Annotated in this window: 24 protein-coding genes; 6 read left to right on the top strand and 18 right to left on the bottom strand. The window is 67.0% G+C overall.

Annotated elements, in window-relative coordinates:
* Nucleotides 1-171: 171 nt before the first annotated feature.
* From OEJ36_RS02555 to OEJ36_RS02540, 4 genes are all read left to right on the top strand, one after another.
* Nucleotides 172-1008: a PA5502 family lipoprotein gene (locus tag OEJ36_RS02555; protein WP_263400266.1), complete on the top strand. Its 837-nt coding sequence runs from the start codon at nt 172-174 to the stop codon at nt 1006-1008.
* A 245-nt stretch (nt 1009-1253) separates the two neighbouring features.
* On the top strand, nt 1254-2261 hold the full coding sequence (locus OEJ36_RS02550; protein WP_236205064.1) for a methionine ABC transporter ATP-binding protein: 1008 nt from the start codon (nt 1254-1256) through the stop codon (nt 2259-2261).
* A complete protein-coding gene (locus OEJ36_RS02545; protein WP_021219862.1) occupies nt 2261-2926 on the top strand; it encodes a methionine ABC transporter permease in 666 nt (221 codons plus the stop codon). The genes OEJ36_RS02550 and OEJ36_RS02545 overlap by 1 nt, the downstream gene beginning before the upstream one ends.
* A gap of 56 nt (nt 2927-2982) precedes the next feature.
* The gene (locus tag OEJ36_RS02540) at nt 2983-3753 is read left to right on the top strand and encodes a MetQ/NlpA family ABC transporter substrate-binding protein (protein ID WP_263400265.1); all 771 of its coding nucleotides are present in this window, start codon (nt 2983-2985) and stop codon (nt 3751-3753) included.
* A gap of 67 nt (nt 3754-3820) precedes the next feature.
* On the opposite strand, the gene OEJ36_RS02535 is transcribed toward OEJ36_RS02540, so the two are convergent.
* The 14 genes from OEJ36_RS02535 to OEJ36_RS02470 all read right to left on the bottom strand — a co-directional run bounded on the left by OEJ36_RS02535 (nt 3821) and on the right by OEJ36_RS02470 (nt 19001).
* Complete coding sequence (locus tag OEJ36_RS02535) at nt 3821-4216, bottom strand: YbaN family protein (protein ID WP_263400264.1); 396 nt, start codon at nt 4214-4216, stop codon at nt 3821-3823.
* A complete protein-coding gene (locus tag OEJ36_RS02530; protein WP_263400263.1) occupies nt 4209-4802 on the bottom strand; it encodes a biliverdin-producing heme oxygenase in 594 nt (197 codons plus the stop codon). The genes OEJ36_RS02535 and OEJ36_RS02530 overlap by 8 nt, the downstream gene beginning before the upstream one ends.
* A gap of 154 nt (nt 4803-4956) precedes the next feature.
* Nucleotides 4957-6294, bottom strand: a complete 1338-nt coding sequence (locus OEJ36_RS02525; protein WP_411860957.1) for a TolC family outer membrane protein — start codon at nt 6292-6294, stop codon at nt 4957-4959.
* Nucleotides 6291-7628: an HlyD family type I secretion periplasmic adaptor subunit gene (locus OEJ36_RS02520; RefSeq protein WP_263400261.1), complete on the bottom strand. Its 1338-nt coding sequence runs from the start codon at nt 7626-7628 to the stop codon at nt 6291-6293. Before OEJ36_RS02520 ends, OEJ36_RS02525 begins: the two co-directional genes overlap by 4 nt.
* Entirely contained in the window at nt 7625-9397 is a 1773-nt protein-coding gene (locus tag OEJ36_RS02515; RefSeq protein ID WP_263400260.1) for a type I secretion system permease/ATPase, read from the bottom strand. Before OEJ36_RS02515 ends, OEJ36_RS02520 begins: the two co-directional genes overlap by 4 nt.
* A 159-nt stretch (nt 9398-9556) precedes the next feature.
* Entirely contained in the window at nt 9557-10321 is a 765-nt protein-coding gene (locus OEJ36_RS02510) for a heme acquisition protein HasA (RefSeq protein ID WP_263400259.1), read from the bottom strand.
* 113 nt (nt 10322-10434) lie between these two features.
* Nucleotides 10435-13110: a TonB-dependent receptor gene (locus tag OEJ36_RS02505; protein ID WP_263400258.1), complete on the bottom strand. Its 2676-nt coding sequence runs from the start codon at nt 13108-13110 to the stop codon at nt 10435-10437.
* A gap of 144 nt (nt 13111-13254) precedes the next feature.
* The gene (locus tag OEJ36_RS02500) at nt 13255-14262 is read right to left on the bottom strand and encodes a FecR family protein (protein ID WP_263400257.1); all 1008 of its coding nucleotides are present in this window, start codon (nt 14260-14262) and stop codon (nt 13255-13257) included.
* Nucleotides 14263-14330: 68 nt separating this feature from the next.
* Nucleotides 14331-14846: an RNA polymerase sigma factor gene (locus OEJ36_RS02495; RefSeq protein WP_263400256.1), complete on the bottom strand. Its 516-nt coding sequence runs from the start codon at nt 14844-14846 to the stop codon at nt 14331-14333.
* A gap of 81 nt (nt 14847-14927) precedes the next feature.
* A complete protein-coding gene (locus OEJ36_RS02490) occupies nt 14928-15563 on the bottom strand; it encodes an SCO family protein (protein ID WP_263400255.1) in 636 nt (211 codons plus the stop codon).
* Nucleotides 15564-15652: 89 nt separating this feature from the next.
* A complete protein-coding gene (gene cyoE / locus OEJ36_RS02485) occupies nt 15653-16558 on the bottom strand; it encodes a heme o synthase (RefSeq protein WP_263400254.1) in 906 nt (301 codons plus the stop codon).
* Nucleotides 16559-16581: 23 nt separating this feature from the next.
* Nucleotides 16582-17625, bottom strand: a complete 1044-nt coding sequence (locus tag OEJ36_RS02480) for a COX15/CtaA family protein (protein WP_263400253.1) — start codon at nt 17623-17625, stop codon at nt 16582-16584.
* Between the two features lie 85 nt (nt 17626-17710).
* The gene (locus tag OEJ36_RS02475) at nt 17711-18298 is read right to left on the bottom strand and encodes a hypothetical protein (RefSeq protein ID WP_184488206.1); all 588 of its coding nucleotides are present in this window, start codon (nt 18296-18298) and stop codon (nt 17711-17713) included.
* On the bottom strand, nt 18273-19001 hold the full coding sequence (locus tag OEJ36_RS02470) for an SURF1 family protein (RefSeq protein WP_263400252.1): 729 nt from the start codon (nt 18999-19001) through the stop codon (nt 18273-18275). Before OEJ36_RS02470 ends, OEJ36_RS02475 begins: the two co-directional genes overlap by 26 nt.
* Before the next feature lie 69 nt (nt 19002-19070).
* Here OEJ36_RS02470 and OEJ36_RS02465 point away from each other — a divergent pair, with 69 nt between their 5' ends.
* On the top strand, nt 19071-19274 hold the full coding sequence (locus tag OEJ36_RS02465) for a twin transmembrane helix small protein (protein ID WP_263400251.1): 204 nt from the start codon (nt 19071-19073) through the stop codon (nt 19272-19274).
* 90 nt (nt 19275-19364) lie between these two features.
* On the opposite strand, the gene OEJ36_RS02460 is transcribed toward OEJ36_RS02465, so the two are convergent.
* Genes OEJ36_RS02460 through coxB form a run of 4 tightly spaced genes read right to left on the bottom strand, consistent with a single transcriptional unit; the run spans nt 19365 to nt 23549 of the window.
* A complete protein-coding gene (locus OEJ36_RS02460) occupies nt 19365-20252 on the bottom strand; it encodes a cytochrome c oxidase subunit 3 (protein ID WP_263400250.1) in 888 nt (295 codons plus the stop codon).
* 25 nt (nt 20253-20277) lie between these two features.
* On the bottom strand, nt 20278-20829 hold the full coding sequence (locus OEJ36_RS02455) for a cytochrome c oxidase assembly protein (protein WP_263400249.1): 552 nt from the start codon (nt 20827-20829) through the stop codon (nt 20278-20280).
* 1 nt (nt 20830) lies between these two features.
* Nucleotides 20831-22420, bottom strand: a complete 1590-nt coding sequence (gene ctaD, locus OEJ36_RS02450) for a cytochrome c oxidase subunit I (protein WP_021219881.1) — start codon at nt 22418-22420, stop codon at nt 20831-20833.
* 1 nt (nt 22421) lies between these two features.
* Nucleotides 22422-23549, bottom strand: coding sequence for a cytochrome c oxidase subunit II (gene coxB, locus OEJ36_RS02445; protein WP_263400248.1), 1128 nt, complete (start codon nt 23547-23549; stop codon nt 22422-22424).
* Between the two features lie 375 nt (nt 23550-23924).
* Between coxB and OEJ36_RS02440 the strand changes: the two genes are divergently transcribed.
* Nucleotides 23925-24584, top strand: coding sequence for a hypothetical protein (locus OEJ36_RS02440; RefSeq protein ID WP_263400247.1), 660 nt, complete (start codon nt 23925-23927; stop codon nt 24582-24584).
* Nucleotides 24585-24586: the final 2 nt, after the last annotated feature.

Below are 24586 nucleotides of genomic sequence, written 5' to 3'. Positions count from 1 at the left end.
CGTTCACCATGGTAGGGAAGCCGCCGCAGAAATACAGGACGAACGGCGAACGGCGCGCGGGCCGCCTGGTCTGATAGCACGCAGATGGCAAAAAAGTGGCCCCGACTTTTGTCCTGCCCGGTCGCGCAGTGTAGAATTGCGCGTTTTTTGAGCAACACGAGACTTGCAGGAATGATGCTGTTCGCAACCCGATACCTTCCCGTTATCGCGATTTCCCTGCTGTTAGCCGCGTGCCAGAGCAAACCGCAGGTGGCCAGCCTGCCCACCGACGACCTGGTCACCAGTTTCCGTCAGCTCGACCTGAGCCTGAACAACGGGCAACTGGCCGACGCTGAAACCCAGCTCAAGGATCTCCAGCAGCGCGCCGCCGGCGACACCCGCCTGGAGCAGTACCAGCGCCAGCTCACCGAAGCCTGGCTGAAGAAAGGCCAGGCCGCACTGCAGCAGGGCGACCTGGACACCGCCACCACCGCCCTCAGCCACGCCCGCAGCCTGATGCCCCAGGCCCCGGCGCTGACCACCGGTCTCGACGGCGCCATCGCCCAGGCCCGCGCCAGTGAGCTGGACCGTGCCGAGCAGGCCCGCACCGCCACCGAGCAGGCCGCCGCCAAGGAAGTCGCCGCCCGTACCGAGCAGGCCCGCCAGCAGCGCCTCGCCCTGGAGCGCCAGGCCGCCGAAGCCGCCAAGCTGGTGACCATCCCGGCATCCGTGGCGCAGCCGGCCGCAGCCGCCAAGCCCGTACGCCGCGTGGCCAACCAGGTGGCGCTGCCGATGCTGGACAACGACGACAACGAGCGCCTGCGCAGCCTGCTCGATGCCGTCGCCGCCGACGTGGTCGCCTTCGACTGCGGCGTGCGCCTGCAGGTGCGCGAAGCCAAGCAGTACCCCTGGGTCGTGGCCCTGCTTTCCGCCCGGGTGAAGAAACTCGACCCCAGCTACAAGCTGCGCGTGGACCACAGCGTCGACCCCGCCAAGGTGCCGAACCTGGTGCTCAGCCCGAAGAGCTGAGGCCCCGGCCAGCGCGCGCCCGGCTCCACCCGACCCACGTCACGCAACGCCGATCCGTAGGGCGGGTGGAACCCGCGTTCACCCCCGCCATGGCGTGACGATGGCGGGACGCGCGCACTCCCGTTCTTATTCCAACTGGCTATAGCCATAGGCCGACAAAGATTTTCGGCGCCTATGCGTGAACAGGTAAACTACTCGGCTTTTTAGGCCCCATCCGGCCCCCGAGAACCCACAAGGTTTCCCCCGTGATCGAATTCCATGACGTCCACAAGGCGTATCGCGTCGAAGGCCGCGAGATTCCGGCCTTGCAGCCCACCGACCTGCGCGTCGAGCAGGGCGAGGTGTTCGGCCTGATCGGCCACTCCGGCGCCGGCAAGAGCACCCTGCTGCGCCTGATCAACCGCCTGGAAGAACCCAGCGGCGGGCGCATCGTCATCGCCGGTGAAGACGTCACCGCACTCGACGCCGAAGGCCTGCGCCGCTTCCGCCAGCGCGTCGGCATGATCTTCCAGCACTTCAACCTGCTGTCTTCCAAGACCGTCGCCGACAACGTCGCCCTGCCGCTGAAGCTGGCCGGCGAGCTGTCGCGCACCGAGATCGACGCCCGCGTCGCCGAGCTGCTGGCCCGCGTCGGCCTCAGCGACCACGCGAAGAAGTACCCGGCCCAGCTCTCCGGCGGCCAGAAGCAGCGCGTCGGCATCGCCCGCGCCCTGGCCACCCAGCCAAAGATCCTGCTCTGCGACGAGGCCACCAGCGCCCTCGACCCGCAGACCACCGGCCAGGTCCTGCAGCTGCTGGCGGAGATCAACCGCGAGCTGAACCTGACCATCGTCCTCATCACCCACGAGATGGACGTGATCCGTCGCGTCTGCGACCGCGTCGCGGTGATGGATGCCGGCGTCATCGTCGAGCAGGGCCCGGTGGCGGATGTGTTCCTCCACCCGCAGCACCCCACCACCCAGCGCTTCGTCCAGGAAGACGAGCAGGTGGACGAGGGCGAGCAGCGTGACGACTTCGCCCACGTCCAGGGCCGCATCCTGCGCCTGACCTTCCGTGGCGAGGCCACCTACGCGCCGCTGCTGGGCACGGTCGCGCGCCGCACCGGCGTCGACTACAGCATCCTCGCGGGGCGTATCGACCGCATCAAGGACACCCCCTACGGCCAGCTCACCCTGGCCCTCACCGGCGGCGACATCGAGGCCGCGCTGACCTGCTTCCGCGAAGCGGACGTGCACCTGGAGGTCCTGCGCTGATGAACGAGCTCATCGCCAACATCGACTGGTTCGAAATCTGGCTGGCCAGCCTGGACACCCTGCTGATGCTGGGCGGCTCCCTGCTGTTCACCGTGCTGCTGGGCCTGCCCCTGGGCGTGCTGCTGTTCCTCACCAGCCCGCGCCAGCTGTTCGAGAACCGCGCCCTCTACAGCCTGCTGTCGCTGGTGGTGAACGTGCTGCGTTCGCTGCCCTTCATCATCCTGCTGATCGTGATGATCCCCTTCACCGTGTTCATCACCGGTACCTCCCTGGGTGTCGCCGGCGCCATCCCGCCGCTGGTGGTGGGCGCCACGCCGTTCTTCGCGCGCCTGGTGGAAACCGCCCTGCGCGAGGTGGATCGCGGCATCATCGAGGCCACCCAGTCCATGGGCGCCACCACCCGGCAGATCGTGGTCAACGCCCTGCTGCCGGAAGCGCGCCCGGGCATCATCGCCGCCATCACCGTCACCGCCATCACCCTGGTGTCCTACACCGCGATGGCCGGCGTGGTGGGTGCGGGCGGCCTGGGCGACCTGGCCATCCGCTTCGGCTACCAGCGCTTCCAGACCGACGTGATGGTGGTCACCGTGGTGCTGTTGCTGGTGCTCGTCCAGATCCTGCAAACCATCGGCGACAAGCTGGTGGTGCATTTCTCGCGCAAGTGAAAGGATGGCCGGCGTCCACCCCGACCCGGCCCTCGCATTCTCATAAGGAGCGTTCCATGAAAAAACTGCTGGTGGCCGCTGCCGCCTTCGCCGCCCTCTCCGCCCAGGCCGACACCCTGACCGTGGCCGCCACCCCGGTGCCCCACGCGGAAATCCTCGAATTCATCAAGCCGCAGCTGGCCAAGGAAGGCGTGGACCTGAAGATCAAGGTCTTCACCGACTACGTGCAGCCCAACGTGCAGGTCGCCGAGAAGCGCCTGGACGCCAACTTCTTCCAGCACCAGCCGTACCTGGATGAGTTCAACAAGGCCAAGGGCACCCAGCTGGTGAGCGTTGCCGGCGTGCACATCGAGCCCTTCGGTGCCTACTCCACCAAGATCAAGAAGCTCGACGAGCTGCCCCAGGGCGCCGCGGTGGTCATCCCCAACGATGCCACCAACGGCGGCCGTGCGCTGCTGCTGCTGGACAAGGTCGGCGTGATCAAGCTGAAGGACAACACCAGCATCACCGCCACCCCCAAGGACATCGCCGAGAACCCCAAGAGCATCAAGGTGCGTGAGCTGGAAGCGGCCACCCTGCCGCGCGTGCTGACCCAGGTCGACCTCGCCCTGATCAACACCAACTACGCCCTGGAAGCCAAGCTGAACCCCACCAAGGACGCCCTGGCCATCGAAGGCAGCGACTCGCCCTACGTGAACATCCTGGTGTCCCGCCCGGACAACAAGGACAGCGCCGACATGCAGAAACTGGCCAAGGCCCTGCACAGCCCCGAGGTGAAGCAGTTCATCCTCGAGAAGTACAAGGGCGCCGTGGTTCCGGCGTTCTGATCGCTTCCCGGTCATGAAAAAGCCCGCTCATCGAGCGGGCTTTTTTGTGGGCGCGGAACGGCGTCGATCAACCCGCGTCCGGCAAACGCTCCGGGCGCGACCAGATCCACGCGGCGCCGATGGCCATGCCGACACCGGCCATGATCACCGACGGCAGGTGCGGCACGGTGCAGGCCATCAGCGTCAGGCCCAGGCACATGCTGGTACTGGCGACGACCTTGGTGCGGCGGGTGATGACCCCGCCGTTGCGCCAGTTGCGCAGCGAGGGTCCGAGCAGGCGGTGGTTCTCCAGCCAGGCGCTGAGGCGTGGCGAACCCTTGGCCGCCGCCCAGGCCGCCAGCAGCACGAACTCGGTGGTGGGCAGCCCCGGCAGCACCACACCCAGCAGCGCCAGGCCGATGAACAGGTAGGCGAGGGCCTGCCACAACCAGCGCAGCGGTCCCCGCGCAACGGCCTCAGGCAAAGCAGCGTTCCAGGTGATCGGCGAAGCGGTTGAACGCGGCGATGGCGGCGGCCTCTGCGTGGCGCTCCTGCTCGGCGTCCAGTTCGATGCCGTCGAGGGTGGCGACGAAGCTCTTCCAGCCCTGGGCGCGACCGCCCTCCGGGTCACCCAGGTGACGGGCGCCGAAGCTGTCGGACAGCTGCAGCGCCTCGGCACGCTTGTAGAGGAAGGCGGCGCCGAGCTTGGAGCCCTCGGAAACGAACAGCCAGCCCAGGGCGGCACCCAGCGGGTGCTTGGCGCCACGCACGCTCTCATCACCCTCGGGCACGGCCTGGCCCAGGTCGGCCAGGTCGAGGCGCGCCTGCTCGTGGCGGGCGCGGGCGGCGAGGTTGTCGAAGATCAGGCCCAGCTCGGCATCGGCATAGAGCGCGGCCAGGTCGTACTGGAACAGGTACTGGGCGGCGACGAAGCGGGCGAAGTTCTCGCGGTTGCCGAAGGGGTCGTGGCTCTTCACCAAGGCGTCCAGGCGGCTGTGGGGCTCGTGGGTGAGCTGGTTGAGGCGCTGGGAACGCAGGGGATGGGAGAGTTGCGACTGGGAAGCGGTCATGACGATGTCTCGATTCGGGTTGGCCTGCCCGGTCGATCGGCCGGGCTTTGCACTGGATGACGTTTCAGCGAATGAAACTCAGTAAAAAATATTCCGAACGGTTTTCCCCGGGCTGAAGCCCGGGCTACCTGCCGGGATAGATCGATGCCCGAGGTCAGCCACGGGCCTGGAAATACCCGGCCAGCACGTCCAGGTCACCCGCCTCCAGCAGGCCGGCGTGGTACTTCAGCTGCAACCAGGCGCGCAGGTAGCCGTAGCGGGCCTGGGCCAGGTCGCGGCGGGCGCTGTAGAGCTGCTGCTCGGCGTTGAGCACATCGAGGTTGACCCGTTCGCCACCCGTCACGCTGCGCTTGGTGGCCTCGATCAAGGTGCTGGCCGATTCCACCGCCAGCTCGTAGGCACGCACCTTGGCACCGCTGCTGACGCATAGGTTGAACTGCTTGCGCAGCTGGTTGAGGGTCTCGGCGGTCTGCGCATCCAGGGCATGGCTGGCGCGCTCCATCTCGGCAGCGGCCTGGCGGGTGGAGGCGGAGACCGCGCCGCCGGCGAACAGCGGCAGGCTGATCTGGATGCCGATGCTGTCGGTGTCGTACTTCTGGTTGTAGGTGCTCTCCGAGCTGGAGCTGGTCTTGCTGGTGCTGGCGTAGGCGCTGACGGTCGGCAGGTGGCCGGCGCGGTTGCGCTCCACCGTGTAGCTGGCGGCGTCCAGCGCATGGCGCTGGGAGGCCAGCTCGGGGTTGCTGGCCAGGGCCAGGTCGCGCCAGGTCTCGAAGCGCGCCGGCTGCAGCGGCTGGACGTGGAAGCCGTCGGCCAGGGGTGTCAGGTCCTGGATGTCCAGCGGCTCGCCGACGATGGCCTGCAGCTCGCGCAGGGCCGCATCGAGGTTATCCACAGCCTCGATCTCCTGGGCCTGGGCCAGGTCGTAGCGGGCGCGGGTCTCCAGCAGGTCGGTGCGGGTGCCTTCGCCGGCCTCGAACAGGCGCTGGTTGAGCTGCAACTGCTCGGCATAGGCGCGGCGCTGAGCCTGGGCGAGGGCGATCTGCTCGCTGGCGAACAATGCCTCGCTGTAGGCGTTGAACAACCGCACCGCCAGCTCCTGGCTGCGACTGCGCAGGCGCTCGTCGGCCAGCAGCGCCTTGGCCTCGCCCTGGCGGTACTCGGCCCAGGCGGCGTAGTCGAACAGCGGCTGCTGCAGGGTGAAGGTGGAGGAATAGCTGCGGTAGTCGCGGTCGTTGGTGATGTCGCCGATCACGGTGGACTGGGTCACCTTCGAGTCGTTGCGGCCGTTGTTGTAGCTGTAGGACAGCTTGGGCAGCAGCGCCGCGCGGCCGATGATGCGTTCCTCCTGGCCGGCATCGCGCTCGGCGAGGGCGGCGTGGAAGGTCGGGTCGTTGCGCAACGCCAGGGCATAGGCGTCGCGCAGCTCCAGGGCGCTGGCGGGGAATACGGGCAACAGCAGGAAGAGGGCGAACAGCAGGCGCATCGGGCTCATTCCTCCGTCAGCGCGACATGGGCGCGGTCGGTCAGCGGCTTGAACAGGTAGTTGAGCAGCGAGCGCTCGCCGGTGCGCACGAAGGCTTCCACCGGCATGCCGGGGCGGATCTGCACGCCGGCCAGCTTGTGCATACCCTCGTCGCTCACCTGCACGCGCATGCGGTAGTAGGGGATGCCGGTCTTCTCGTCCTGCAGGCGGTCGGCGGAAACCAGGGTCACCCGGCCTTCCACCCGCGGGGTCAGGCTCTGGTTGAAGGCAACGAACATCAGCTCCACCGGCAGGCCGGGCTGCAGGGTGTCCACCAGGTCCACCGGCACCTGGGCGTCCACCAGCAGCGGCGCGTCCTGGGGGACGATCTCCATCAGCTTCTGCCCGGGGCTGATCACCCCGCCTTCGGTGAACACGCTGAGCCCCACCACCACGCCGCCGCTGGGCGCGCGCACCTGGGTGTTGGCCAGTTCGAACTCGGCGCCGCGCAGGCGGTTGGCCAGGTCCTCGGCGCGCACCTGCTCCTCGGCGAGCTGGCCGCGCACTTCCTTCTGGTATTCCTCGCGACGCTGGCCGGCGTTCAGGCGCAGCTCGGCCACCTGGCGCTGCAAGCGGCCGATATTGCCCAGGTCCTCGGAGAGGGTGCCGTTGATCTGCGCCAGCAGGCGCTCGTTTTCCAGCAGGCGGTTACGGGCGATGTAGCCGTCGCGGGCCAGGTCGCGCAGGCCCCGCAGCTGTTCTTCCAGGGTGTCGCGCTGGGCTTCCTTGCTCGCCATCGAGGCGCGCAGGCCCTGGAGGATGGCCTGGGTGCCGGCGATGCTTTCGTCGATGGCCGAGAGTTCCATGCGCAGCGCCTGGCGCCGGCTGCTGAGCAGCTGGCGTTGCAGGGCCAGGCTGGCGGCGACGCGGGGTTCGCTCTCGCTGGCCAGCAGGTCGGCGGCGAAGGTGATGGTTTCCAGCCCATCGCGTTCGGCGGTCAGCCGCGCCTCGGCGGCGCGTGCCCCGAGGTACTGGGCATGCAGGGATTCCCGCTGGGCCCGCGCCTGGGTGGCGTTGACCTGCACCAGCACCTGGCCGGCCTGCACCGTGTCGCCGTCGCGCACCAGGATGCGCTCCACCACGCCGCCGCCGGGGTGCTGCACGGCCTTGCGGCTGTCGGCGACCACCACGCTGCCGGAGACCGGTACGCCCTTGTCCAGGGGCGCCAGCGCGGCCCAGGCCATGAAGCCGCCGAAGCCCAGCAGCACCAGCCACCAGCCGAGGCGGGTGAAGCGTCGTTCGTCCAGGGGCAGCACCGGCGCCAGGGTCGGCTCGGGGGCCTTTTCCACTGCATGCAGCCTCATGATTGCACCGGGGCGGCAGGGCCGCTGGCGTAGCTCACGCTCAGGCTCGGGGCCGCACGCAGGGGTGCGGCTGCCGGGGTGGCGGGCCGTCCTTGCAGGTCCTGCCAGATCCGCGCCGCCGGGCCGAAGGCCTGCATCTGCCCGCCCCGCAGCACCAGTAGCTTGTCGGCACCGGCCAGCAGCGAGGGCTTGTGGGTGACCATCACCAGGGTCCGCCGCAGGCGACGCAGCTCGGCGATGGCCGCCAGCAGCGCCTGCTCGCCGGCTTCGTCGAGGTTGGCGTCGGGCTCGTCGAGCACGATCAGCGCCGGCAGGCCGTAGAGCGCCCGGGCCAGGCCGATACGCTGCTTCTGCCCACCGGAAAGCCCGTTGCCACCGTCGCCCAACGGCGTGTCGTAGCCCTGGGGCATGCGCAGCACCAGCTCATGCACGCCGGCCAGGCGCGCAGCGGCCACCACCTTCTCCGCGTCCACTTCGGCGAAGCGCGCGATGTTCTCGGCGATGCTGCCGGCGAACAGTTGTACGTCCTGGGGCAGGTAGCCCAGGTAGGGGCCGAGGGCGGCCTTGTCCCATTGCTGCAGGTCGGCGCCATCCAGGCGCACCTTGCCCGCCTGGGGTGCCCAGACGCCCACCAGCAGGCGCGCCAGGCTGGATTTACCGGAGCCCGATGGGCCGAGCACGCCGAGGGTTTCCCCGGCCGGTAGGGCGAAGCCCAGGTTGAGCAGGGCGGGAATGCGGCTGCCCGGCGCGGCGGCGCTGAGCTGCTCCACGCTCAGGTTGCCCTCGGGCACCGGCAGCCGCATCGCCTGGGGCCGGCGCGGGTGGGCCTGGAGCAGCGCCACCAGGCGCTGGTAGGCCAGGCGCGCGGCGCTCCACTGCTTCCAGGCACCGATCAGCTGGTCCAGCGGCGCCAGCACCCGGCCCATGAGGATGGAGCCGGCGATCATCATCCCCGGCGTCACCAGGCCGATCACCGCCAGCCAGGCGCCGAGGCCGAGCACCAGGGATTGCAGGGCGATGCGGGCGATCTTCGACAGCGCGCCGATCATCGCCGTGCGCTCGCTGGCCAGGTTCTGCTGGCGGAGGAACTCGCCATGGCCGGCGAACCAGCGGCTGCGCAGGGCCGCGAGCATGCCCATGGCTTCAATCACCTCGGCATTGCGCAGGCTGCTGCCGGCCTGCTGGGAGGAGCGGATCGACAGGCGGCTGGCGGCAGCCAGGGGCTCGGCGGACACCCGCTCGTTGAGCCAGGCCAGCAGCACCAGGATCAGCGAGCCGACCAGGGCGAACAGCCCGAGCCAGGGGTCGAAAAGGAAGATTACCCCCAGGTAGACGGGGAACCAGGGCGCGTCGAAGAAGGCGAAGAGCGAAGGCCCGGTGACGAACTGGCGCAGGGTGGTGAGGTCGTTCAGCGCCTGGGCGGCGGCCTGGTCGCCGCTCTTCAGGCTGGACTCGAAGGCCGCGCTGTAGACCCGCTCGTTGAGGTGCATGTCGAGGCGTGCACCGATGCGGATGACCACGAAGCTGCGCACGTACTCCAGCAGCCCCATGAAGGCGAACAGGCCGAGCACCATCAGCGTGAGCATGGCCAGGGTCATGGTGTTGCCGGAAGCCAGCACCCGATCATAGACCTGCAGCATGTAGAGCGCCGGGGCGAGCATCAGCAGGTTGATGACGGCGGTGAAGATGCCGACGCTGCGAAAGCTCGACCGGAACAGCCCCAGCGCGGTGAGGATCTCGTTGCGCGGGCCCTGCTGTTGTGTGGCCATGACCGATTAGCTCCTGCGGCGTGCGCCCGGCGGGCATTGACGTGCCCCCGGGCGCCTTTCAGAATTCGGCGCCGTCACAGCCGGCCTGCAAGCGAGGGCTGTGACGACGTGGTAACGGAGCGGATGGAAGAGCGATCTTTCATCCGCTTTTTGCTTTCGTCAGGCGACGAATTGCAGATCGCTGGTGCTGAAGCTGGTCACACCGGTGAGGGTGATGGTGCCGTGACCGTTGGTGTCGATGACGGTGTTGCCGCCCACGGTGCCCACGGTGCCGCCGGCGGCGGTGAAGGCGCTGTAGTTGGCGAACAGCGAGTTGGAGATCTGGATCTTCTCTCCGCTGGCGTAGTCGGTGACGGTGTCGTTGCCGAAGCTGGTGGCCGCGCCGTTCACGCCGAAGAAGAAGTTATCCACACCCGCGCCACCGGTGAGGGTGTCGTTGCCGTTGTAGCCGGTGACGGTGTCCGCGCCGGAGCTGCCGTTGATCGACAGGTTGTTGGCGTTGAGCACGGCTTCCAGCTCGGTGGTGGTGCCCTGCATCAGGCCGTAGACGACCTTGTGCACGATGTTGTTGGCGGTCTGGGTGCCGGTCAGGTTGAGGCCGGTGATGGACAGTTCCGGGCCAGTGTTGAAGCCATAGCCGGAGCCGCCCTTAACGATCTGGTCACCGAAGCCCAGGCTGTCCAGTTGGCCGTACAGGGTGTGGGCCGGCGGCGAGAACAGGGTGTAGTTCAGCGAGCCACCGGCGATGAAACCTGCGGTGTGGCCGTCAACGCCGCTGGACAGGGCGTACTGGGTACCGCTCAGCGAGCCCGGGTAGAAACCGCCGGTGTTGTCCGGGTGGTTGCCGCTGATGAAGTCCGCGCGCCAGTCGGCGAAGTAGGTGCGGCCATTGGTGGCGGTTCCGTAGTTGATTGCGATAGTCACAGGTGAGTCTCCATCGTTTGGGGTTTCCCTCGGCGCCGTCCGGTGCCTCGGGGCCTGCCTGCCGGCTCAGGACCGAAAGGCGTGCTCGTCGATGCCTGCCACGGGGGCGTGCATCAGAATCGGATTTCCACGGTGCCCTGCGCCGTGCGCCCACGGCCCATGGTGGCGGCCAGGGCATCGCCCATCGGCACCACGTAGGCACGGTCACGCAGGTTCTCCACGGAGAGGCGCAGGGTGAGGTTGTCGCTGACGCGGTAGGCGCTGTAGAAGTCCCAGACCACGTAGCTCTTCCAGATCAGCGGGTAGACGTCTTCCTCGCCGGCGGCGCGGCGCTCGGAGTAAGTCTCGAAGAAGCCTTCGCTGTAGCGGGCACGCAGGCCCATATCCAGTTTCTTGTCGAAGAAGCGCAGGCCGCCGTGCCAGCTGCCACGGTCCATGGGCATGTGCTCGGCGCTGCCCATCATGAAGCCGCATTTCACCAGGTTGTCGCGCCATTCCTGGCCGGTGGCGACGGCGGAGGGGCCGAGGTACCAGACTTTGTAGCAGAGGTCGTTCTTGCCGATCATGTGGGTGTAGGTAAGGCCGGTGTACCAGCGCTCGGCGTCGTATTCGAGCTCGTATTCCACGCCCTTGAAGCGCGCCGGGTTGAGGCTGTTGACGAAGGCCGAGGTGCCCAGGTTGGTGACCGCCGTATTGGGCAGGCCCACCTCCAGGCTCATGAACATGTAGTCGTCGACCTTGGTGTCGAAGTAGGCGACCTTGCCGGTGAGCTTGTCCCCGGGGATGAACAGCCCTTCCTTGAACAGGTTGATGCCGGCTTCCCAGGTCCGGGATTCCTCGGGTTCGAGGAAGGGGTTGGGGTACATCTTCGAGGCGGCGTCGCCGATGTGGGTGCCGTGCATCAGGGTTTCGGTGATGGCCGGTGGGCGCCAGCCCTTGCCGTAGTTGGCGAACAGCTGCAGCCAGTCCAGGCCCGGGTTCACCGCGATGGAGAAGGTCGGCGAGAGGTGGCCGCGCTCTTCGTCCACGCTGTACTGGGGCGACTGGGTGCGGCCGTTGAAGTCGCGGTAGGCGGTCAGGCGGGTGTCGCCTTCCAGGTGGTAACGGTCATAACGCAGGCCGCCATTGATCTGCAGCCAGTCGTCGTAGCGATAGCCCAGGCCGGTGAACAGGCTGGCCATTTCCCGGGTGCCCTTGGGGGTCACGCCCAGGGTGTCGCCGATGGGGTCGGTGGCGACGCGAGGGGTGGCCAGGCCGGCTTCGGGCTTGGTCTTGTCCTCGAAATATTCCATGCCGTAGTTGGCGGTGACCACCGAGCGCTCATCCAGCTCGAAGGTCGAGGTGTTCTGCAGTTGCGCACCCCAGGTGTCGGTGCGGTGGGTGATCGAATACGCCGGTGCGCAGTTGCGCTCCCAGGTCGCGGTCGAGCGCGGCACGTCGCAGTAGTCGGACGGATAGCCGGTGGGCGGGTTGCCCTTGTAGACGTCTTGCTCGTTGCGGGTGGTGCCGTAGTAGAGCTTGGCCTGCAGGTCGATCAGCGGGTTGTCCGGGGTGTAGCTGTAGTCGAGGCTGTAGAGCTTGTTGGTCAGCTTGTCCTCGCCGGTCTTGCGCCAGGTATCGGTGCTCAGGGCGTTGGCCATGCTGGCGTTGTCGTAGCTGACGCGGCTTTCCAGGTAGCTGAAGCCCAGCGTCTGGTCCGACGCCAGCTTCAGGCCGAGCTTGAACAGGTCGGAGCGCTGCATCTGGTTGGTGAACTTGACGAAGGTCGGCTTGCCCGGCTGGGCGTCGAGGCCCAGCTGGTTCTCGGCGCCGGACTTGCCGCGCTGGCCCGGCTCGTACTCGCCCAGGTGCTTTTCGCTGTGGGCCACCAGCAGGCTCCACAGGTCTTCGTCGAGGGCGAAGGCGGCGCTGCCGATGAAATTCGTGCCGTTGTCGTAGCCACCCAGGCCGGTGGTGCCGCGCAGGCGCGCGCCGTAGTCATGGCCGGGCAGCAGCACGTCCTCGACGTTGAGGGTGCGGAAGTTGGCGATGCCGCCGATCACGCCGGCGCCGCCCATGCCCGAGGTCGGGCCCTTCTCGATGTCCACCTGGGTCAGCAGCTCGGTGTCCACCAGCACCTCGCCGTTGCGCTGCTGGTGGCCGCTCTGCTGGAAGTTCTGGCGGGCGCCGTCGATCGACATGTTGACCCGGCCGAAGTCCTGCAGCCCACGGATGTTCACCGACAGGCCCGGGTCCTGCTGGCTGACGATGCTGTACACGCCGGAGGTTTCCTCGAGCATGTCGGCGGCGTGGCGCGGCGGGTTGCGGTCGATCTGCTCGCGGCCGATCACCGCCACCGAACGCGGCGTGCGGTACATCCAGTCGTTGGCGTCGGCCTGGCTCTGCACATGGGTGGCGCCCAGTTGCATCACGCTGCCGGCATCGGCGTAGGTGCGGGTCAGGCTGACCTGGCGCGGCGAGCTGAAGCTGTAGCTCACCGGGTGGCCGCGCAGCAGTGCCTGCAGGCCTTCGCGGATTTCCAGGCGGCCACGCACCGCGTTGCCCTGCAGCCCTTCCAGCAGGGCGGCGTCGAAGATCACCTGCACACCGGACTGCTCGGCGAAGGTCAGCACCGCGCTGCTCAGCGGCTGTACCGGGATATCGAAGGCGACCAGTGCCTGTTGCGCCTGCGCCGTCGCCGGAGCGGATTCGACGGCCTGCAACTCCCCAGCGCAGGCCAGCATCCAGCTTCCCCCCAAGGCGAGCAGCGCACGACGGAATCGCTGGCCCGGCCCCTTGTATGCGTTCATCGGTTTTCCTTATGGCTGTGTTTATTGTTTGGTGAATGAAAATCACTCTCATCACCAAGACGAACCAGTCGGGAAAACTCAGTAAGGTTTTTTTGCGATTTTTTTCAGGGGAACGCTGGAAGCCGCGCGGAGCGGGCCTCCAGGTCAGTAGAGGAAGGTGACGCCGGGCAGGTCGAGACGGCTGACCTTGAGTTCGTGGGTGAGGGTGTCCAGGGCCTCGTCGAGGATGTCGAGGCGGAACACGCCGCTGACCTCGCGACGGGCCAGGGCCGAGTCGGTGATCAGCACGCGACCGGGGCGGTAGCGGTTGAGCTGCTCGGCGACCTGTTCCAGGGGCACGCGCTCGAACACCAGCACGCCACGGCGCCAGCTGGTGGCCCGTTGCAGGTCGCGGGCGGCCAGGGGCTGGATACCGCCACGGGCGTCATAGCGGGCGCTCTGGCCCTCCCTCAGCACCTGCTCGCGGGGGCCCCGATCGGGCGCGCGCTCCAGGGCCACGGCGACACTGTGCTCGGTGACGCCGACCCAGGCGCCTTGCTCGTCGTCCTGGCTGACCAGGAACTGGGTGCCGAGGGCGCGCGTGGTGCCCCCGGCGCTCTCGACCACGAAGGGCCGCGACTCGTTGGGCCCCAGGGGCGCCACGGTGAAGTAGGCGTCGCCGCCGAGCAGGCGCACCCGGCGTTCGGTATCGCTGAAGGCCAGGTCGATGGCGCTGCGGGTGTCCAGTTCCACGCGGCTGCCGTCCGGCAACTGCACCTGGCGTATCTCGCCCTTGGCGGTGGCATGGTCGGCCAGCAGGGGCAGCAGCAGTTGCTTGCCCTGTTCGACGCCGAGCCCGGCCAGCAGCAACACGGCGGCAGCGCTGGCCGCCCAGCGCAGGCGCGGGCGACGGCGGGCCGGCTGCTGCGGCCGTGCCCGTGGCAGTGCCTGGCCGGCGGGTGCATACGCGGGCTCGGGCATCTCGCCCAGGCGCGCGAGGTCCGCCCAGGTGCGCTGGGCGAACTGCAGCGCCGGCCCATGGCGCGGGTCTTCGGCCTGCCAGCGGGCCAGGGCCTGCGCCTGTTCGGCGTCCAGGGCCCCGGCGCTGAGGCGGATGGCCCAGTCGGCGGCTTGCTCGCGGATGTCCTGCTCGCGCAGGTCGTGGCTGATCACGGCGGTCTCTCGAGTTCTCGTTATATGAATGCTGACGTCTGAGGGGCCGATATTCGGTAAACCATTTGTCATCTTTCGCTCGAAGCGCCGGTTTGCAGGCGCTGCATGACATGCGCCAGGGCCTTGGACAGGTGCTTCTGCACCGAGCTGTCGGAGATATCCAACTGCCGGGCGACCTCGGCGTGGGTCAGGCCTTCGAGGCGGTTGAGGCGGAAGATTTCACGGGTGCGCGGCGGCAGTCCCGCCACCGCCTCGCGCAGCCGGAGCATGTGCTGGGCCTCGGCGGCTTCTTCGTCGAGGCCGGGGCGTTCTTCGACTATCTCTTCCAGCGCCTCGTGGGGCACCGACTCGGTCTTGCGCCGCGACTGCTGCCGGGCGTGATCGATCATCAGGTTGTGGGCGGTGCGGTAGAGGTAGGCGGGGCTGTTGTCGATGCGTTCCTTGCCGCGCTGTTCGGCCAGGCGCAGGAAGCTCTCCTGGACCAGGTCGGCGGCCAGCTGCGGGTCGCGCACCTTGCGCGTCAACAGGCTTTGCAGGGCCTTCGCATGCTTGATGAAAAGGCTCTTGAGATCGGGCTCCGACAAGCGCGCTCCCTGACAGGCGGAGGGTGAGGGAGCGCCATCTTATTTTTATTGAGAATCGGTTGCAATTGAGAAAAGAATTTCTCAGCTGGCCGGTGCCAGCAGGGTGGGCAACTGGTCCTTGAGCTTCTGATTGTTCAGCGGCGCACGGATGAAGCCACGTTGGGTGCCGTCCGGGCCGATCACCACCAGGTTGCCGCTGTGGTCGACGGTGTAGTTTTCCTTGCTGGTGTCAGCCGGGATGAAGGGGATGCTCACGGCGTTGGCCAGTTTCTGGATCGCGGCCAGCTCGCCGGTGTAGCCGACGAAGGCCGGGTCGAAGTAGCCCAGGTACTGCTTGAGCTGCTGCGGGGTGTCGCGGTTCGGGTCGACGCTGACCAGCACCACGCGCAGATTGTCGCGCGCCGCTTCCGGCAGCAGACCCTTGAGCTCGCGCATCTGCGCCAGGGTGGTGGGGCAGATGTCCGGGCAGAAGGTGTAGCCGAAGAACAGCAGGCTCCACTTGTCCTTGAGTTCGTTGACCGCCACCGGCTTGCCGTCCTGGTCGGTGAGGCTGATGGACGGCAGGGTGCGGCTTTGCGGCAGCAGCACGATGCCGGCGTCGAGCAGTTGGGTCGGGTCGGCCTGGCGCTGGTTGTTGAGCACCTTGTGCACGGTCAGGCCGAGCACCAGCGCCACCAGGGCGATGAGGACGAATACGGTTTTCTGCACACGGGTCATGGGCGGTCTTCACTCGGGGATTTCGGTGGCGGCAAGACTAACCGCGAAGCGTGCCGATGGCACGGTCCGCGGTGTAACAGCCTTTGGAGTCAGATGTTCAGCAGCAGGTAGTGGTCCACCAGCAGGGCGATGAACAGCAGGAACAGGTAGGCGATAGAGTACTTGAAGGTCTTGATCGCCGCGTGCGGTCGGCTGTCGCGGTAGAGCACCCAGGCCCATTGCAGGAAGCGCCCGCCCAGGGCGATGGCGCAGACCAGGTAGAGCAGGCCGCTCATGTGGATGGCGTAGGGCAGCAGGCTCACGGCGAACATCACCAGGGTATAGAGCAGGATGTGCACCTTGGTGTAGTGCTCGCCATGGGTCACCGGCAGCATGGGGATGTCGGCCTTGGCGTATTCCTCCTTGCGGTGGATGGCCAGGGCCCAGAAGTGCGGCGGGGTCCAGGCGAAGATGATCAGCACCAGCAGCAGCGGCTCGGCGGACAGGTGCCCGGTGACCGCGACCCAGCCGAGCATCGGCGGGGCGGCGCCGGCGAGGCCGCCGATGACGATGTTCTGCGGCGTGGCGCGCTTGAGGAAGCCGGTGTAGATCACCGCGTAGCCCAGCAGCGAGGCAAGGGTCAGCCAGGCGGTGAGCTCGTTGGTGAAGTGCAGCAGCATCACCTGCCCGGCCACCGCCAGGAGCAGGGCGAACACCAGCGCGGCGACGGGCGAGACGCGGCCGTTGACCACCGGGCGCTTGAGGGTGCGCGCCATGATCGAGTCGATGCGCCGGTCCACCACGTGGTTCACCGCCGCCGCCGACCCGGCGCACAGGGCGATGCCGAGGTTGCCGAAGATCAGCACCTCCCAGGGCACGCCCGCACGGGTGGCGAGGAACATCCCCACCAGGGAGGTGATGAGCATCAGCACCAGCACCTTGGGCTTGGTCAGCTCCAGGTAATCGCGCCAGCTGGCGTGGACCCGGGCCTCGCGTTCGCTGAGCAGAGTGGCCATGGCGTCTCTCCTTCTTCTTGTGTTCAGGCAGGCTTGCCGGCGTGCAGCCGGAGAGCCGTGGTTGCAGGAGCGGCGGCCAGGGCCGGCGCACGCACGCGGTAGTTCACCAGCACCAGGGTCAACAGCAGCAGCGCACCGCCGCCGTTGTGGGCCACTGCCACGGGCAGCGGCAGGTGGAAGATCACGTTGCTGATGCCCAGGCCCACCTGCAGCGCCAGGGCGCCGAGCACCAGCACGGCGAGGCGGCCGAGGTCGGCGGCGCGCAGGCGCCAGGCGAGCACCAGCAGGGTGAGGGTCACCACCAGGGCGCCGAGGCGATGGGTCATGTGGATGGCGGTGCGGGCGTCGCTGTCCAGCTGCCCGCCCAGGTAGTTGGGGCCGATGTGCTGGCTGAGGTGGAAGCCGTTGGCGAAGTCCATCTCCGGCCACCACTGGCCGTGGCAGGTGGGCAGGTCGACACAGGCCACCGCCGCGTAGTTGGAGCTGACCCAGCCGCCGAGGGCGACCTGGCCGATCACCAGCAACAACCCGAGGGTCGCCAGGTAGCGCAGCCGCGCGGGCAGCTGCAACGGGGCGAAGGCGCCGGACAGGCGCAGGCTGAGGAGGAACAGCAACGCCAGGGTGGTGAACCCGCCGAGCAGGTGCGCGGTGACCACCTGGGGCCAGAGCTTGAGGGTCACCGTCCACATGCCGAACGCGGCCTGGGCGATGACCACGGCGAGCAGCAACAGCGGCAACTTGTGCGGCTGCCCATCACGCCCGCGCCGCACCAGGGCATGCACCGCAAGGCCGAGGATGGCCAGGCCCAGGGTGCCGGCGAAGTAGCGGTGGATCATCTCGTTCCAGCCCTTGTCGGCCTCCACCGGCGCCTCGGGGAAATGCACCTCGGCGTGGGCCAGCTGGGCTTCGGTCTTGGGCACGCTGATAAAGCCATAGCACCCTGGCCAGTCGGGGCAACCGAGGCCGGCATGGGTCAACCGGGTGTAGGCGCCCAGCAGCACCACCACCACAGCCAGCGCGGTGGCCAGCACCGCGAGGTAGAAACCGGGACGGGACGATCTTGGCATGGGAGAACTCCGTTTTCTCAGCTGCAAGCTGCAAGCCTCAAGCGACAAGAACTTGCAGCTTGCCGCTTGAAGCTTGCCGCTGCCCCTAACCTATATTCGAGAGCTTCATGAGGTGCCGCAGGTCGTTGAGGATCTGCTTGCCCTTGATCTTCGCGTCGTAGCGCAGCACCAGGTTGCCGTGGGGGTCGACGATCCACAGCTGCGGGCCGGTGACGTCGCTTTCCACCGCCTTGCCATAGGCCGCCGGGTCCAGCGTGTAGCGTTGCAGGCGCGGGTATTCGCGCTCCAGGGTTTGCTGGTAGTCCGCCGACAGCGGCTGCCCGGCGGCGAAGGCGTGGCTGCCGCGCTCGGCCTCGCGGCCCAGGCCGATGTGGATCTGCCGGGCGACGTAGACCAGTTGCTGGCAGTCGGCCTCGCAAGCCTGGGGGGCGGTGACCAGCAGCTGCCACAGCGCAGGCTCCCCGGCGCCCTGCACGCCGAGGTCGGCGCGGGTCTGGCCGTTGCCGATCAGCGCGCCGTGGTAGCTGCGCCCCTCCGGCACCCAGAAGCGCAGCTTGTACATGGCCGAGGCCAGCACCATGGGGCCGAGTACCACTGCGAGGATCAGCAGCAGCTGCAGGCGCCCGCGCGTACGGCGCGGCGGCGTATCAGGCAGAGCGAGGGCTGGATTCATCCGTTAACTCCCGTGCTTGGCGAAAACCGAAATAGGTGAAGAGTGCGCAGAGGGCCGCCGCCATGGCGAACCACTGCACCGCGTAACCGAGGTGTTTTTCCGGCCCCATGGCCACCACCGGCCAGTCGGCTTCATAGGCGGCGAGGCCGGGCTCGATGCGCAGCTCGAAGGGCAGGCCGCCACGGCCGAGCTTCTGCCACAGGGCGCGTGGCTCGACCTGGTTGATCAGTTGCGGCCACTCGGCGCTTTCCACGTGCTTGAGTTCGAAGGCGGCGCCGGGCGGCACATAGACCCAGGCGTCGAGGGCCAGGGGCTGGTGCGGGGTGTCGAATTGCGGCGGGGTGCGCCGGTCCGGCCAGGGCAGCCAGCCCCGGTTGACCAGCAGCCAAAGCCCGCTGGCCTGGTCGTAGAAGGGTTGCAGCAGTTCGACGCCGGGCTTGCCGGCGCGGATGCGGCTGTCCAGCAGCAGGCTGTGCTGGTCATCGAAACTGCCCTGCAGGCGCACCCGCACATAGGCCGGGTCGGGCAGGCGTTCGAGTTCGGTGATGGCGATGGGTTCGGCGCTGCGACGCGCTTCGTAGCCGGCCAGCAACTGGCGCTTCTCCTCGGCGCGGGACAGCTGCCAGACGCCCAGGCCGATGAGCAGGGGCAGCAGCGCCAGCACCACGAGGGTGGGCACGAGGCCGGGGCGGAAGGCCCTCAACCGACGTGGCCTGGAGCCTGGAAAGCTCTGGCTATACTGCACAACGTCCCCCTTGCCCCGGATTCGCCCATGCTCAAGGCGCTTATCGTTTTCATGCTGCTGGCCACCGTGGTCAGCCTGTTCAGCGGCCTGTTCTTCCTGGTCAAGGACGAGGGCCGCGGTTCACGCGTGGTCAACGCCCTCACCGTCCGCGTCATTCTCGCCGCCCTCACCCTCGGCCTCGTCGCCTGGGGCTTCTACAGCGGCCAACTGGTGTCGCATACGACCTGGTAGGTCGGAGCTGCAAGCTGCAAGTTTCAAGCTGCAAGAAAGGGCGAGCCCAGCCATCACTTGAAGCTTGCCGCTTGCCCCTTGCAGCTGCCCTCAAAGCACATACACAAAGATGAACAGCCCCACCCAGACCACGTCGACGAAGTGCCAGTACCAGCTGGCGGCTTCGAAGCCGAAGTGGTGGTCGGCGTCGAAGTGCCCGCGCAGGATGCGCACCAGCATCACCGTGAGGATCAGCGTGCCCATGGTCACGTGGGCGCCGTGGAAGCCGGTGAGCATGAAGAAGGTGGCGCCGTAGATGCCCGAGCCGAGGGTCAGGCCCAGTTCGGTGTAGGCGTGGACGTATTCCTCGACCTGCAGGGCGAGGAAGGCGACGCCGAGGAGGATGGTCAACGCCAGCCAGATCTTCAGCAGCTTGCGGTTGGCCTTCTTCAGCGCGTGGTGGGCAAAGGTCACGGTGAAGCTGGAAGACACCAGCAGGAGGGTGTTGATCAGCGGCAGGTGCCAGGGGTCGATCACCTCCTTGGGCCCGGGGAAGAGTTTCGGGTCGGGGGTGTTGAGCAGCGGCCAGGTGTACTGGAAGTTGGGCCAGAGCATGTTGGCCACGCCCTTGTCGCCCTCGCCGCCGAGCCAGGGGCCGGCCCAGGTGCGCACGTAGAACAGCGCGCCGAAGAAGGCGGCGAAGAACATCACCTCGGAGAAGATGAACCAGCTCATGCCCCAGCGGAACGAGCGGTCCATCTGCGGGCTGTAAAGCCCGCCGCGGCTTTCCTTGATCACCGCGCCGAACCAGCCGAACAGCATGTACGCCAGGCACAGGGCGCCGACGAAGAAGATCAGCGGGCCGTTGGAATCCGGGCGGGCGGCCTTGAGGTCGTTGAACCAGGTGCCCAGGCCGTAGACGGTGACGAGCATGCCGATGGTGGCGATGATCGGCCATTTGCTCTGGGCGGGAACGTAATACTGCTCGTGACTTGCCATCGTTGTTGTTCTCCTTGTCGGCGCGTCAGCTGCCGGTCTTGGCGACCGGAGGCTTGCGGGCCGTGATATCGAACAGCGTGTAAGCGAGTGTCAGGTGGTGCACGTCGGGCGGCAGGTCGCGGTCGACGATGAAGCGCACCGGCATTTCGATGCGCTCGCCCGGTTGCAGGACCTGCTGGGTGAAGCAGAAGCATTCGGTCTTGTGGAAGTACGCGGCGGCCTTGGATGGCGAGATGCTCGGCACCGCCTGGGCGGTCATGGGCTTGTCCGTCGTGTTGTGGGCGATGAACAGCATCTCGTTGCTGGCCCCCGGGTGCACCACCAGGTCGTCCGCCTTGGAGCGGAATTCCCAGGTCATGTCCGCCGAGTTGGTGGCGAGGAACTGCACCCGCACCTGGCGTTTCTCGTCCAGCGCCTGGCTGCCTTCGTAGGCGGAGGCATTGGTCTTGCCGTTGATGCCGAAGGCCACGCACATCACTTCGTAGATCGGCACCAGGGCGAAACCGAAGCCGAACATCGCCACCACCAGCACCAGCAGGCGTGGAATCAGGCGGCGATTGTTCAGTTCCCCGCTCATCTCACTTCACCTCCGGCGGGGTGCTGAAGGTGTGGTACGGCGCCGGCGAGGGCACGGTCCACTCCAGCCCTTCGGCACCGTCCCAGGGCTTGGCCGGAGCGGGTTTGCCGCCACGGATGCACTTGATGACGATGAACAGGAAGAGCAGCTGGGTGGCACCGAAGGTAAAGGCGCCGATGGAGGAGATCATGTTGAAGTCGGCGAACTGCAGGTTGTAGTCCGGGATGCGTCGCGGCATGCCGGCCAGCCCCACGAAGTGCATGGGGAAGAACGCCATGTTCATGCCGATGAAGCTCATCCAGAAGTGCAGCTTGCCGAGGGTCTCGTCGTACATGTGGCCGGTCCACTTCGGCAGCCAGTAATAGGCCGAGGCGAAGATGCCGAAGATGGCGCCAGGCACCAGCACGTAGTGGAAGTGGGCCACCACGAAGTAGGTGTCGTGGTACTGGAAGTCCGCCGGGGCGATGGCCAGCATCAGCCCGGAGAAGCCGCCGATGGTGAAGAGGATGACGAAGGCCACCGCGAACAGCATCGGTGTCTCGAAGGTCATCGAGCCCTGCCACATGGTGCTGGCCCAGTTGAACACCTTCACCCCGGTGGGCACGGCGATCAGCATGGTGGCGTACATGAAGAACAGCTCGCCGGTCAGCGGGATGCCGACCACGAACATGTGGTGCGCCCAGACGATGAAGGAGAGGAAGGCGATGGAGGCCGTGGCGTAGACCATCGAGGTGTAGCCGAACAGCGGCTTGCGCGCGAAGGCCGGGATGATCGAGCTGACCGCGCCGAAGGCGGGCAGGATCATGATGTACACCTCGGGGTGGCCGAAGAACCAGAACACGTGCTGGAACAGCACCGGGTCGCCGCCGCCGGCCGCGCTGAAGAAGCTGGTGCCGAAGTGGATGTCCATCAGCATCATGGTCACGCAGCCCGCCAGCACCGGCATCACGGCGATGAGCAGGAAGGCGGTGATCAGCCAGGTCCAGACGAACAGCGGCATCTTCATCAGGGTCATGCCCGGGGCACGCAGGTTGAGGATGGTGGCGATCACGTTGATCGCGCCCATGATCGAGCTGATGCCCATCAGGTGGATGGCGAAGATGAAGTAGGTGACGCTCTCCGGCGCGTAGGTGGTGGACAGCGGCGCGTAGAAGGTCCAGCCGAAGTTGGGCCCGCCGCCAGCGGTGAACAGGGTGCTGATGAGCAGGCCGAAGGCGGCCGGCAGCAACCAGAAGCTGAAGTTGTTCATGCGCGGCAGGGCCATGTCCGGCGCGCCGACCATCAGCGGGATCATCCAGTTGGCCAGGCCGACGAAGGCCGGCATCACCGCGCCGAAGACCATGATCAGGCCGTGCATGGTGGTCATCTGGTTGAAGAAGGCCGGTTCGACGATCTGCAGCCCGGGCTGGAACAGCTCGGCGCGGATCACCATAGCCATGGAACCCCCGAGGAGGAACATGGCGAAGGCGAACCACAGGTACATGGTGCCGATGTCCTTGTGGTTGGTGGTGAGCACCCAGCGCATCAGGCCCTTGGCCGGGCCGTGGTGGTGATCATGCCCGGCATGATCGTGGTCGATCACTGCACTCATGTCATTTCTCCTCGGCTTGCTTGAGCGCAAGCACTTCTTTCGGCGTCACCATGTCGCCCTTGGCATTGCCCCAGGCGTTGCGTTCGTAGGTGATGACGGCGGCGATATCGACTTCCGACAGCTGCTTGCCGAAGGCGGCCATCGCGGTGCCGGGCTTGCCGTGGAAGACGATGCTGAGGTGGTCTTCCTTCGGCCCGGTGGCGATCTTCGAGCCCTTGAGCGCCGGGAACATGGGCGGCATGCCCTGGCCCTCGGCCTGGTGACAGGCGGCGCAGGTGGTGTGGTAGACCTTGTCGCCACGAGCGCTGAGCTCTTCGAGCGTCCACTCCTTGTCGGTCAGCTCCTTGAGCTTGGCCACCTCTTCCTTGCGACCGGCGAGCCACTTGGCGAAGTCCTCCTTGGACTTGGCCTCGACCACGATGGGCATGAAGCCGTGGTCCTTGCCGCAGAGCTCGGCGCACTGGCCGCGGTAGATGCCGGGCTTGTCGATGCGCGTCCAGGCTTCGTTGACGAAGCCGGGGATGGCGTCACGCTTGACCGCCAGCGCCGGTACCCACCAGGAGTGGATGACGTCGGCGGCGGTGATCAGGAAGCGCACCTTGGTGCCCACCGGGATCACCAGCGGCTCGTCCACCTCCAGCAGGTAGTGCTCGTCCTTCTCCGCCTTGTTGTGGATCTGCTCGGCGGGGGTGGCGAGGTTGCTGAAGAATTCGACGTCCTGGCCCAGGTACTTGTAGTTCCACTTCCACTGGTAGCCGGTGACCTGGATATCCAGCTCGGATTCGGAACTGTCGTAGATGTCGATCAGGGTCTTGGTGGCAGGTATCGCCATCAGCACCAGGATGACGAAGGGCACGACCGTCCAGAGGATCTCCACCGTGGTGCTCTCGTGGAAATGCGCCGGCTCCTGGCCGGTAGAGCGACGGTGGATGATCATCGACCAGAACATGGCACCGAACACGATCACGCCGATAACGACGCAGATCCAGAAGATGGTCATGTGCAGATCGAAAACGGTACGACTGACCTCGGTGGCACCGGGCGTCATGTTGACGGTCCAGGCGGCCTGCGCCTGGCTGAAAATCGACCACAGCAGGAGTCCCATCCAGACTCGTGGATGTCGCATCATTGCGGGTTCCCCTTATCGTTCTTGTTATCCCGCCGGCTGGGCCAGCGGCTAAGGGAGCGGTCGTTAATACGGCTGACTTTAACGGCCGACCTTCAGCACGTGGTGCACAGTCGGGTGTCATCAGGTATCGCCTTTCGACTCGGAGTATAGACACCGACTTGAAGCTGGCAACGCGACGGGAAAATTGGCGCAAGGGCCGCAAGCCTTGTCCTAAACGCCACGGCTGGCGCGGGGTTGGCGGGAGTGCGCGGTGGCCGTTATCGCGACCATGCATAAGCATTGCGGCATTATGACAATCGGGTCTTAGCTGGCCGCCGGGGCGAGCTAAGTTGTGTCTTCCCCTCCCTTCGATCCATGTCCTATCCAGGAGCAGTCATGAATACCCTCGCCCTGCGCGAACTCATCCAGCGAGCCCACGAACAGGAAGCCCGGAGCGGGCACCTGGCACGCATCCTCTCCACCCAGCTGGACCGCCTCCACCCAGCCATCCGCCTGCCCGACGACGACGCCCAGGGCGTGCTGGCGCGCTTCGTCAGCGCCTATATCGAACAGGTGCCGGACGTGCTCGACGCTGCCGCCAACGTCGCCCGCGAAGCCGGCATCGAGGCCCAGGTGAAGCCGGTGCTGAAGGTGGCCGAGCAGTTCTTCCTGCAGCCGCCGAGCATGGTGGAAGGCCACGAGGGCCTGGACGGCCTGCTCGACGAGGCCTACCTCGCCCACCGCCTGGTGGAGGAAGTGAACGACCGCTACATCGCCCACCTGGGCGAGCCGCTGATCCCGCTGGACACCACCGTGGCCAACCTCATCGCCCACCAGCTGATCGGCGAGCCCTTCGCCAACCAGCTGGACGAAGCCGTGCACCACGCGGTGGACGGCATGCTCGACGAGGCGGTGTTCGAACGCGTCTCGGTGCAGCACTACCGCGACAGGCTGCACGACCCAAAGGTGGAAGCGGCGTGGAAGCGCTGGCCCTGCCTCTCGCGCCAGCTCGGCGTCGAACTGCAGCTGGACCAGGCACAACGCGCCGCCAGCTGATC

The organism is Pseudomonas sp. PDM13 (genome assembly GCF_025685765.1).
Classification (GTDB): Bacteria; Pseudomonadota; Gammaproteobacteria; order Pseudomonadales; family Pseudomonadaceae; genus Metapseudomonas; species Metapseudomonas solani.
This window is presented reverse-complemented; position numbering and strand designations above follow the sequence as displayed.